The organism is Pseudomonas sp. K2I15, assembly GCF_002204795.1.
In the GTDB taxonomy this organism is placed as follows: Bacteria; Pseudomonadota; Gammaproteobacteria; order Pseudomonadales; family Pseudomonadaceae; genus Aquipseudomonas.
The window spans coordinates 1-11,589 of record NZ_NIXO01000054.1; the positions used below are offsets into that span (position 1 = coordinate 1).

The window sequence follows — 11,589 nt, forward strand, 5'->3', positions numbered from 1 at the left end:
GGCGATGTTGTGAGTCAGTTCCAGTGCCCGAGCGAGACGCATAAAAAAATCCGATGCCAATACAGGCATCGGATTTTGATTTCTTGCGGCCAAAGGTCAAGCAAGAGGGCTTAACTGATCGGCATTAGCCCGAAGGCCCCGCTTTTTCAAACCACCAACCCGAATCAAGCCAGTTTTTTGTGCCGTACACGATGCGGCTGGGCAGCGGCTTCGCCGAGGCGTTTCTTGCGATCGGCTTCGTATTCGGTGTAGTTGCCTTCGAAGAACACCGCTTGGGAGTCGTCTTCGTACGCCAGGATGTGAGTGGCCACACGGTCAAGGAACCACCGATCGTGAGAGATCACAATGGCGGCGCCCGGGAAGTCCAGCAGGGCTTCTTCCAGGGAACGCAGGGTTTCAACGTCGAGGTCGTTTGACGGTTCGTCGAGCAGCAAGACGTTGCCGCCTTCTTTCAGGGTCAGGGCCAGGTGCAAGCGACCGCGCTCACCACCGGACAGGTCCTTGACGAACTTCTGCTGGTCGCCGCCCTTGAAGTTGAAGCGACCCACGTAGGTGCGCGACGGGATTTCATAGTTGCCGATACGGATCTGGTCGGAACCGTCGGAAATCTGCTGGAACACCGTCTTGCTGCCGTCGAGGTCGTCGCGGCTCTGATCAACGCAAGCCAGTTGCACGGTTTCGCCGACTTCGATGGTGCCCGAGTCCGGTTGTTCCTTGCCCATCAGCATGCGGAACAGGGTGGATTTACCAGCACCGTTACCGCCGATCACGCCGACGATGGCGCCTTTAGGCATGGAGAACGACAGGTTGTCGATCAACACGCGATCGCCGTAGCCCTTGCAGACGTTCTTGAACTCGATGACCTTGTCACCTAGGCGCGGACCGGCCGGGATGTAGATTTCGTTGGTCTCGGAACGCTTCTGGAATTCCTGGGACTGCATTTCCTCAAAGCGTTGCAGACGCGCCTTGGATTTCGACTGACGCGCCTTGGCGCCTTTACGCACCCATTCCAGCTCGTCTTTCATGGCCTTTTCATGGGCCGACTGCTGCTTGGATTCGGCTGCCAGACGGTCGGACTTGGCTTCCAGCCAACCAGAGTAGTTGCCCTCGTAAGGGATACCGGCGCCACGGTCGAGTTCCAGAATCCAGCCGGCAACGTTGTCCAGGAAGTACCGGTCGTGCGTGATCGCAACCACGGTGCCCGGGAAGTCATGGAGGAAGTGTTCCAGCCAGGCGACAGAATCGGCGTCCAAGTGGTTGGTCGGTTCGTCGAGCAGCAGCATGTCGGGGGCCGACAGCAGCAGGCGGCACAGGGCCACACGACGCTTTTCACCACCGGACAGGTGTTCAACCTTGGCGTCCCACGCCGGCAGGCGCAGCGCATCGGCGGCGACTTCCAGCTGGCGATCCAGGTTGTGACCGTCGCTGGCTTGCAGGATGGCTTCGAGCTTGGCCTGTTCTGCCGCCAGTTTGTCGAAGTCGGCATCTTCGTCAGCGTAAGCCGCGTAAACCTCGTCCAGGCGCGCCTGAGCGTTCTTGATCACGCTGACCGCTTCCTCGACCACTTCACGCACGGTCTTGGTCGGGTCCAGGATCGGCTCTTGCGGCAGGTAGCCGATGTTCAGGTCGGGCATCGGGCGGGCTTCGCCGTCGAACTCGGTGTCGACGCCGGCCATGATTTTCAACAGGGTGGATTTACCCGAACCGTTGAGGCCGAGCACGCCGATCTTGGCGCCCGGGAAGAAGGACAGAGAAATGTTTTTCAGGATTTCCCGCTTCGGCGGAACAACTTTTCCCAGCCGATGCATGGTGAAGACGTATTGAGCCATGGTGAACCTAGCGTCAGTGACTGATGAATTAAGCGGGCGAAGCCCGTGCCAGGCCATGCGCCGCGCGGGCCGTTGATGTCTATCAATGCCTGCGTACGGTAGATGCCTGATTGTCTGGGGCTGGAACGCCCTCGCGTAACCGGCAAAGCTACCTGAATGCGGGAGGGCAGTCCAGCCAGGCGGGGCTGGCACTTTGCCACAACACAAGGCATGCTAGCCGCCCTCCGGGCGTCCGGCTTATAGTGCACGTCGCGCGCCAGTCCAGCCAAACCGCAGGATCACAGTTTGTCCAACGTCACGCCGCCAACTCCCCTGCGCGCCGCTCATATAGCGCCGGGAGCGCCCCTGCACGGAACCCTCAAGGGCGCATTGGCGACGCTAGTATTGCTGCTGCTCGCGTTATTGTTCTGGCAACTGCTGGACCAATTGCAGCAAAACCAGAAAAACCAGCAGCAATACACCATCGACTACAGCGCCGACCTGGCCGAGCAGATCAGCCTGAACATGGCCCTCAGTGCGCAGATCGCGCTGAACCTGCTACCGATCGTCGAGCCGCCGCGGGACACCGAACAGCAACAAATCCTGATGCGCACCCTGCAACGCTCCCTGCCGGAGCTGCGCAGCGTCGCCCTGCTCGCCCCCAGCGGCTCGATGATCAGCGACAGCGCCAACGACAGCCAGGACAGTGCCTGGCTCGAAGAACTGGTCAAGCGCAGCCACGCCCAGTCCTATTACCTGAGCAACAACAACGACGGCACCGTCATCTACCTGCTGCTGCACCAGCCCAGCGGCGGCGCCAAGATGTACTGGGCCCTGCGCCTGGCGCCCAATTACCTGGCCAACCTGACCCGCCAGGACGGCCAGGGCCAGCGGCCAATGTGGGTCATCGAAAACCGCCTCAACCACCGCGTGGTCAGCCGTGACAGCGGCATGCCGGCGCAGTGGGCCTCGTCGTTGACCCCGGACGAATTGAACAAAAGTGTACTGGTCACGCCCCTGAGCAAGAGCGACTGGCAACTGCGCGGCCTGTTCGACCGCGCCGCTGTGCTGGAGCAACTGCTGCCGGCCTTTATCGGCAAATGCCTGCTGGGCCTGGCCTTCTCGCTGATCCCGGTGATCGTGCTGCTGAACATGCGCCGCCGCCAACGCCAGGTGCACGAGGGGCGCCGCCGCTACCAGGATATTTTCGAAGGCACCGGCGTGGCGCTGTGTGTGCTCGACCTGTCGGGCCTGCGTGTGTTTTTCGATAAAGCCCAATTGCAGACCCGCGAACAGTTGCAACAGTTGCTGCAAGAGAATCCGGAACAACGCCAGCAACTGCTCAAGGAGCTGCGCATCACCGAGGTCAATCAGGTGGCGGTGCGCCTGCTGAATGTCGCCTCCTGCGAGCAGGCCTGGGAACGCCTGATCGACGCCTGCCCGTCGAGCCCCACCGCCATCGGCAACCAGGTGATCGACGCGGTACTGACCCAGCAGAATCAGCTCGAACTGGAAATCCAGCTCAGCGACGTCGAAGGCAACGACCAATACCTGTGGCTGGTGATGCGCCTGCCGGAACAGCAGGACGACTTCAAGGCCGTGATCCTGAGCATCAGCGACATCACCAGCCGCAAGCTGATCGAGTTGTCGCTGGTGGAGCGCGAGGGTTTCTGGTCGGACGTGGTGCGCACCGTGCCCGATCACCTGTACGTGCAGGACGTCATCAGCCAGCGGATGATTTTCAGCAACCACCACCTGGGCCACACGCTGGGCTACAACAAGCCCGAGTTGCAGCAGATGGGCGAGTACTTCTGGGAAATCCTGCTGCACCCCGAAGACGCCGAGCGCTACCACGACCTGCGCCTGCAACAGCGCCAGGCCGGCTACTTGACCCAACTGCAATGCCAGCTGCGTTTTCGCCACCGTAACAACCAATGGCGGCGCTTCGACATCCGTGAACAGGCCCTCGCCCGGGACAAGACCGACCAGGTGACGCGCATCATCGGCGTGGCCAAAGACATCACCGACCAGATCGAGGCCAGCGAGTCCCTGCGCGACAGCGAACAGCGCTACCGCATGCTGGCCGAAAGCATCAGCGACGTGATCTTTTCCACCGACAGCAAGCTGGCCCTCAACTACGTCAGCCCATCGGTGAACGCGGTGCTGGGCTATGACGTGGACTGGATCTTCGAAAACGGTTGGCAGTCGACCATCGCCAACCCGCAGCAACTGAGCGGTATCTACTCCCTGGTGGAGCAAGTCAGCCGCGCGCTCGACAAACCCGAATCCCTGGCAGCCTTGCGCAACGACGTGCAGACCCAGCTATTCCTGTTCGACTGCCTGCGGGCTGACGGGCGCAAGATCCCGATCGAACTGCGCCTGGTGCTGGTGTGGGACGAACACGGCGCGTTCGAAGGCATCCTCGGCGTGGGTCGTGATATCAGCCAGCAACGCCGTGCGGAAAAAGACCTGCGCATGGCGGCCACGGTATTCGAACACTCCACCTCGGCGATCCTGATCACCGACCCGGCCGGCTATATCGTGCAGGCCAACGAGGCGTTCAGCCGGGTCAGCGGCTACGCAGTGGCAGACGTGCTCGACCAGTTGCCGAACATGCTCACCGTCGACGAACAGCAAGAAGCCCACCTGCGCTACGTGCTCAAGCAATTGCACCAGCACAGCACCTGGGAAGGCGAAGTGTGGCTCAAGCGCCGCAACGGCGAACATTACCCGGCCTGGGTCGGGATTACCGCCGTGTTCGATGACGAAGGCGACCTGGCCAGCTACGTGTGCTTCTTCAGTGACATCAGCGAGCGCAAGGCCAGCGAACAGCGCATCCACCGCCTGGCCTATTACGACGCCCTCACCCACCTGCCCAACCGCACGCTGTTCCAGGACCGCCTGCACACCGCGTTGCAGTCGGCGGAACGGCAGAAGTCGTGGGTGGTGTTGATGTTCCTCGACCTCGACCGCTTCAAGCCGATCAACGACTCCCTGGGCCACGCCGCCGGCGACCGCATGCTCAAGGAAATGGCCACCCGCCTGCTGGGCTGCGTAGCCGAAGACGACACCGTGGCGCGCATGGGCGGCGACGAGTTCACCTTGCTCCTGCAACCGCGGGTCAGCCGCGAGATGGCGCTGAACCGGGCGATCAGCGTGGCCGAGCAGATTCTCGCCAGCCTGGTGAAACCTTTCGTGCTGGAAGGCCGCGAGTTCTTCGTTACGGCCAGTATCGGCATCGCCTTGAGCCCTCAAGACGGCAACGAATTGAGCCAGTTGATGAAGAACGCCGACACGGCGATGTACCACGCCAAGGAGCGCGGCAAGAACAACTTCCAGTTCTACCAGGCCGACATGAACGCCAGCGCCCTGGAGCGCCTGGAGCTGGAAAGCGACCTGCGCCACGCCCTGGAACAGGACGAGTTCGTGCTGTATTACCAGCCGCAGTTCAGCGGCGACGGCAAACGCCTGACCGGCGCCGAAGCCCTGCTGCGCTGGCGCCATCCGCGTCGCGGGCTGGTGCCGCCGGGGGACTTCATTCCAGTGCTGGAGGAATTGGGGCTGGTGGTGGACGTGGGCGACTGGGTGATCAGTGAAGCCTGCCGCCAACTCAAGACCTGGCACCAGAACAAGGTGCGGGTGCCCAAGGTGTCGGTCAACATCTCGGCCCGGCAGTTCTCCGACGGGCAATTGGGCGAGCGCATCGCCACCATCCTCAAGGATACCGGCCTGCCGCCGGCGTGCCTGGAGCTGGAGCTGACCGAAAGTATCCTGATGCGCGAGGTTAACGAGGCGATGCAGATCCTCGCCAGCCTGAAAAACCTCGGCCTGAGTATTGCGGTAGACGACTTCGGCACCGGTTATTCGTCGCTGAACTACCTCAAGCAGTTCCCAATTGACGTGCTGAAGATCGACCGCACCTTTGTCGACGGCCTGCCGTCGGGTGAGCAGGACGCGCAGATTGCCCGCGCCATTATCGCCATGGCCCACAGCCTGAACCTGGCGGTGATCGCCGAGGGTGTGGAAACCCATGAGCAGCTGGACTTCCTGCGGGAGCACGGGTGCGATGAGGTTCAGGGCTACCTGTTCGGGCGGCCGATGCCGGCGAACCGGTTTGAGGCGCAGTTCAGCAATGACGCGCTGTTCATGTTTGACTGAAACCCATCAGGTGATGCTGATGGCCCCTTCGCGAGCAAGCCCACACATTCGACCGTATTCCACCTGAAGGAACCCGATTGAATGTGGGAGCGGGCTTGCTCGCGAAGGGGCCCGAACAAACACCACCTATCCCCAGATGAGCCCCGCTTGTCCGCGACATGATGTCCTTTCATATGCCATCTAAAACCCATTGGGTTAGAATGCGCTTCTTTTCTGCCCCCGATCCTTGAGGACCGCCATGTTCAGCCGTGATTTGACTATTGCCAAGTACGACGCCGATCTCTTTGCCGCCATGGAGCAAGAAGCCGTGCGCCAGGAAGAGCACATTGAGCTGATCGCTTCGGAAAACTACACCAGCCCTGCGGTTATGGAGGCTCAAGGTTCGGTTCTGACCAACAAGTACGCCGAAGGCTACCCAGGCAAGCGTTACTACGGCGGTTGCGAGTACGTCGACATCGTTGAGCAACTGGCCATCGACCGCGCCAAGGAACTGTTCGGCGCCGATTACGCCAACGTCCAGCCACACGCCGGCTCCCAAGCCAACAGCGCCGTTTACCTGGCCCTGCTGCAAGCGGGCGACACCATCCTGGGCATGAGCCTGGCCCACGGCGGTCACCTGACGCACGGCGCCAGCGTTTCCTCCTCCGGCAAGCTGTACAACGCCGTTCAGTACGGCATCGACGGCAACGGCCTGATCGACTACGACGAAGTCGAGCGCCTGGCTGTTGAGCACAAGCCAAAAATGATCGTGGCCGGTTTCTCTGCCTACTCGCAGATCCTGGATTTCCCACGCTTTCGCGCGATCGCTGACAAGGTTGGCGCCTACCTGTTCGTCGACATGGCCCACGTGGCCGGTCTGGTCGCCGCTGGCGTCTACCCGAACCCGGTGCCATTCGCTGACGTGGTGACCACCACTACCCATAAGACCCTGCGCGGTCCACGTGGCGGCCTGATCCTGGCTCGCGCCAACGCCGAGATCGAGAAGAAGCTGAACTCCGCCGTATTCCCAGGCGGCCAAGGCGGCCCGCTGGAGCACGTGATCGCCGCTAAAGCGATCTGCTTCAAGGAAGCCCTGCAGCCTGAGTTCAAGACCTACCAGCAGCAAGTGGTGAAAAACGCCAAGGCCATGGCCGGCGTGTTCATCGAGCGCGGTTTTGACGTGGTGTCCGGCGGTACTGAGAACCACCTGTTCCTGCTGTCGCTGATCAAGCAAGACATCTCCGGTAAAGATGCTGATGCCGCTCTGGGCAAGGCTTTCATCACCGTGAACAAGAACTCCGTACCGAATGACCCACGCTCGCCGTTCGTCACCTCCGGCCTGCGCTTCGGCACCCCGGCTGTGACCACTCGTGGCTTCAAGGAAGCAGAGTGCAAGGAACTGGCTGGCTGGATCTGCGACATCCTGGCAGACCTTTCCAACGAAGCAGTGATTGACTCTGTTCGTGAGAAGGTCAAGGCCATCTGCAAGAAGCTGCCGGTATACGGCGCTTGATTGCAGTGGTTTGAATGAAAAGCCCGGCTCTTGAGCCGGGCTTTTTTATGCCTGGAAACCCTGCTTTCTCAGCCTGAAATGCAATCAAATGTGGGAGCGGGCTTGCTCGCTCCCACATTTTGACTGCGTTTCAACTCAGGGTTGGTAAACCCGTGCAAACCCTTCGCGAATCTTCTCCTCCGGCAACTCGTCGGCAATAAACACAATCACACTTTCCCGCGCCTCGCCCTCGGCCCATTCGGTGTCCCAATCGAACCCGTAGAGCTTCAGCACGCCCTGGAACACCATGCGCCGGTCTTCCCCGGCAATGTTCAGCACGCCCTTGTAGCGCAGCAATTGCTTGCCGTGGTCTTCCAGCAGCTCGTTCATGAACTCGCTGAGTTTGTCGATATCCAGTGGCTGGTCGGTGCGCAGCACCAGGCTCGAGATACGGTCGATGGACGGCGCCTGGCTCACCGGGCGCAGGCTCATGCCGGCGTTGAGGTTGAAGCCGCGCACATCCAGCAGTTCGGCAAGGTCGATCTTGCCGTGTTCCACCACACGAATCGGTGCGCGGCGGTTGATGCGGGTCAGGCGCTCGCTGAGGGCGTCGAAGGTGGCATCGTCCACCAGGTCGCGCTTGCTCACCAGCAGGCGGTCGGCAAAACCGATCTGCGCCTGGGCGATGGTCTGGGTCAGGTGGTGTTCGGCGTGGGCCGCGTCCACCAGGGTGATGATGCCGTCGAGGATGTAACGCTCGCGCAGGTCTTCATCGATGAAAAAGGTCTGGGCCACCGGCGCCGGGTCGGCAAGGCCGGTGCACTCGATCACCAGGCGATCGAAGGCTATCTCGCCGCTGTCCAGGCGCTCGAGCAGCAGGTACAGGGCCTTGGTCAGGTCGGTGTGGATGGTGCAGCAAACGCAGCCATTGGACAGCGTCATGACTTGCACCGGCTCGCTGCCCAGCAGTTGGGTGTCGATACCGGCGTCGCTGAATTCGTTTTCGATCACGGCGATTTTCAAGCCGTGCTCGGCCTTGAGCAGGTGGCGCAACAAGGTGGTCTTGCCAGCGCCAAGAAAGCCGCTGAGGACGGTGACGGGGATGGGAGAGGACAAAGAATTCTCCTTAAAGAAACACAAAACAAATGTGGGAGCGGGCTTGCTCGCGAAGGCGGCGTGTCAGTCAGCACATGCATCACTGAAAGACCGCCTTCGCGAGCAAGCCCGCTCCCACAAGGGATCACCGTAACCCGAACTAACGGGCTAGCAGCACTTGGGCCCACCCTTGCCGCCGTAACGGGCTTCCTGGCGTTCCCTGAAGAACGCCTTGTAGTCCATCATCGGCTTGTCCGGGTGTTTGGTTTGCATATGCTCGACGTAGGTGTCGTAGTCGGGCATGCCGACCATCAGGCGCGCGGCCTGACCGAGGTATTTACCGAGGCGACTGATGTCATTGAACATGATTGCAATCCTCTATCAAGCGTCCGGGATGGCCTGGAATGGCGCTTCTTTATCCGTACGTTCCTTTTTGCCCCAGGCGGCAATGCCGACCTTGAGCGCGTAGAACAGGATGCTGAATACCACGAACAGGAACAGCGCCGTCAGCGTTGCGTTGGTGTAGGCATTCCAGATCACGTGCTGCATCTGGTCGATGCTCTTGGCCGGTGCAAGGATCTGGCCGGCAGCCAGGGCATCGCTGTACTTCTTGGCCAGCGACAGGAAGCCGATCGCCGGGTTGGCGTCGAACAGCTTGATGAAGCCTGCGGTCACGGTGCAGATCAGCAGCCAGACCGCCGGCAGCATGGTCACCCAGATGTAGCGCTGGCGTTTCATTTTGATCAGCACAACCGTGGCGAGCATCAGCGCGATACCGGCCAGCATCTGGTTGGAGATACCGAACAGCGGCCACAAGGTGTTGATGCCGCCCAGTGGGTCGATCACGCCTTGGTACAGCAGGTAACCCCACATCGCCACGCAACCTGCGGTGGCAATCAGGTTGGCCGTCCAGGACTCGGTACGCTTGAGCGCCGGCACGAAGGAGCCGAGCAAATCCTGAAGCATGAAGCGACCGGCACGGGTACCGGCGTCGACTGCGGTCAGGATGAACAGCGCTTCGAACAGGATCGCAAAGTGGTACCAGAACGCCATGGTGTTTTCACCCGGCAGTACGCTGTGCAGGATCTGCGCGATACCGACCGCCAGGGTCGGCGCACCGCCGGCACGGGCCAGGATGGTCGATTCACCGATGTCATGCGCCACCGCCTGCAACGCTTCCGGGGTAATCGCAAAACCCCAGCTGCTGACAGTTTGCGCAACGGTCACCACGTCAGCGCCGACAATCGCGGCCGGGCTGTTCATGGCGAAGTACACGCCTGGCTCGATCACCGAAGCGGCAACCATCGCCATGATGGCCACGAACGACTCCATCAACATGCCGCCGTAGCCGATGTAACGGGCGTGCCCTTCACTGGCCAGCAACTTGGGCGTGGTGCCCGAGGAAATCAGTGCGTGGAAACCCGAGACCGCGCCACAGGCGATGGTGATGAACAGGAACGGGAACAGGCCGCCCTTCCACACCGGGCCAGTGCCATCGATAAACTGGGTCAGCGCCGGCATTTTCAAGTCGGGCATGGTCACCAGGATGCCAATCGCCAGGGCGATGATGGTGCCGATTTTCAGGAAGGTAGACAGGTAGTCACGTGGAGCGAGGATCAGCCACACCGGCAACACGGCGGCGACAAAGCCATAACCCACCAGCATCCAGGTGATCTGGATCCCGGTGAAGCTGAAGGCCTTGGCCCATACCGGGTCAGCGGCAATCTGCCCGCCCAGCCAGATCGAGCCCAGCAGCAACAGCACGCCGACCACCGAGATTTCGCCGATACGGCCTGGGCGGATGTAGCGCATGTAGATGCCCATGAACATCGCAATCGGGATGGTCGCCATCACCGTGAAGATGCCCCACGGGCTTTCGGCCAGGGCCTTGACCACGATCAGCGCCAGCACCGCGAGGATGATGATCATGATCAGGAAGCAGCCAAACAGCGCGATGGTCCCAGGCACGCGGCCCATTTCTTCGCGGACCATGTCCCCCAGGGAACGGCCGTTGCGACGGGTGGATAGGAACAGGACCATGAAGTCCTGCACCGCGCCCGCCAGTACCACGCCGGCGATCAGCCACAAGGTGCCGGGCAGGTAGCCCATTTGCGCCGCCAGTACCGGGCCGACCAAAGGCCCTGCGCCGGCAATGGCCGCGAAGTGGTGACCGAAAAGGATGTGTTTGTTGGTCGGCACATAGTCCAGACCGTCGTTGTTGAGCACGGCGGGGGTAGCCCGCAGCGGATCGAGCTGCATCACATGGTTAGCGATGAACAGACTGTAGTAACGGTAAGCAACCAGATAAATGGCCACTGCTGCGACCACAATCCACAAGGCGTTGATCGCCTCGCCGCGGCGCAAGGCCACTACGCCCAGGGCGCACGCGCCTACGATTGCCAGCAGCAGCCACGGTAGATGGCGTAGCAGGCTATTATTATTTTTCATTTTTATATTCCAGCCAGGGTGGACAGAAAGACAGCCATCCCGAGTTTAGCGCTACTGGCCTCAAAGGCCACCCCCCTACGTTGGTCTAGAGCCTTGCAGGGGCAAAAAAAGCAGAAAAAATCGCTCCATGATGGCGCACGGCTACAATTCTTTTATCCACAGAGGGTTTCACCATGAGCGAACAGCCTTCAGACCGACGCCGTTTCCGACGAATTGCCTTCGACGCCAAGACCGAACTCGTGCAAGACGGCCATGTTTGGCCGGTGCAACTGGTGGATTTGTCGCTCAAGGGCTTGCTTGTGCAACGGCCGGAAGGCTGGCCGGGCCATCGCTACGAATCGTTCGACGTGGACATCCACCTGGACGCCGAGGCCGACGTGAAGATGCAGGTGCGGCTGACCCATGACGATCATGGGCAGTTGGGGTTTGTGTGCGAACACATCGACCTGGACTCGATCAGCCACCTGCGGCGGATAATCGAGTTGAACCTGGGCGACCAGGAAGAGCTGGATCGGGAGTTCGCCGCCTTGCTGGAGATCTAAAATGTGGGAGCGGGCTTGCTCGCGAAAGCGGTGGTTCAGCCAACATATCCAGCGACTGACACACCGC

At 61.0% G+C, this 11,589-nt stretch carries 7 protein-coding genes; 3 read left to right on the plus strand and 4 right to left on the minus strand.

Going from position 1 to position 11,589, the window contains the following annotated elements:
• Positions 1 to 164: 164 nt before the first annotated feature.
• Entirely contained in the window at positions 165 to 1,829 is a 1,665-nt protein-coding gene (gene ettA, locus CEC48_RS24880) for an energy-dependent translational throttle protein EttA (RefSeq protein ID WP_088426147.1), read from the minus strand.
• A gap of 285 nt (positions 1,830 to 2,114) precedes the next feature.
• On the opposite strand from ettA, the gene CEC48_RS24885 reads away from it, so the two are divergent.
• Positions 2,115 to 5,966 (plus strand): bifunctional diguanylate cyclase/phosphodiesterase, encoded by a 3,852-nt coding sequence (locus tag CEC48_RS24885; protein ID WP_088426148.1) that lies wholly within the window; start codon positions 2,115 to 2,117, stop codon positions 5,964 to 5,966.
• Between the two features lie 238 nt (positions 5,967 to 6,204).
• Positions 6,205 to 7,458 (plus strand): serine hydroxymethyltransferase, encoded by a 1,254-nt coding sequence (gene glyA / locus CEC48_RS24890; RefSeq protein WP_088426149.1) that lies wholly within the window; start codon positions 6,205 to 6,207, stop codon positions 7,456 to 7,458.
• Positions 7,459 to 7,593: 135 nt separating this feature from the next.
• Here the strand turns inward: glyA and yjiA are convergent, their stop codons facing one another.
• From yjiA to CEC48_RS24905, 3 genes are all read right to left on the minus strand, one after another.
• Positions 7,594 to 8,553 (minus strand): GTPase, encoded by a 960-nt coding sequence (yjiA, locus tag CEC48_RS24895; protein ID WP_088426150.1) that lies wholly within the window; start codon positions 8,551 to 8,553, stop codon positions 7,594 to 7,596.
• A 147-nt stretch (positions 8,554 to 8,700) separates the two neighbouring features.
• A complete protein-coding gene (locus CEC48_RS24900) occupies positions 8,701 to 8,898 on the minus strand; it encodes a YbdD/YjiX family protein (RefSeq protein WP_003176208.1) in 198 nt (65 codons plus the stop codon).
• 15 nt (positions 8,899 to 8,913) lie between these two features.
• Positions 8,914 to 10,980 (minus strand): carbon starvation CstA family protein, encoded by a 2,067-nt coding sequence (locus tag CEC48_RS24905; RefSeq protein ID WP_088426151.1) that lies wholly within the window; start codon positions 10,978 to 10,980, stop codon positions 8,914 to 8,916.
• Between the two features lie 173 nt (positions 10,981 to 11,153).
• Between CEC48_RS24905 and CEC48_RS24910 the strand changes: the two genes are divergently transcribed.
• On the plus strand, positions 11,154 to 11,522 hold the full coding sequence (locus CEC48_RS24910; RefSeq protein WP_088426152.1) for a PilZ domain-containing protein: 369 nt from the start codon (positions 11,154 to 11,156) through the stop codon (positions 11,520 to 11,522).
• Positions 11,523 to 11,589 lie beyond the last annotated feature (67 nt).

What these genes read in the sequence shown, in the direction of transcription:
- glyA (WP_088426149.1), top strand. Translation starts at nt 6,205, where the DNA reads ATGTTCAGCCGTGATTTGACTATTGCCAAGTACGACGCCGATCTCTTT.
- ettA (WP_088426147.1), bottom strand. Translation starts at nt 1,829, where the DNA reads ATGGCTCAATACGTCTTCACCATGCATCGGCTGGGAAAAGTTGTTCCG.
- CEC48_RS24905 (WP_088426151.1), bottom strand. Translation starts at nt 10,980, where the DNA reads ATGAAAAATAATAATAGCCTGCTACGCCATCTACCGTGGCTGCTGCTG.
- CEC48_RS24900 (WP_003176208.1), bottom strand. Translation starts at nt 8,898, where the DNA reads ATGTTCAATGACATCAGTCGCCTCGGTAAATACCTCGGTCAGGCCGCG.
- CEC48_RS24910 (WP_088426152.1), top strand. Translation starts at nt 11,154, where the DNA reads ATGAGCGAACAGCCTTCAGACCGACGCCGTTTCCGACGAATTGCCTTC.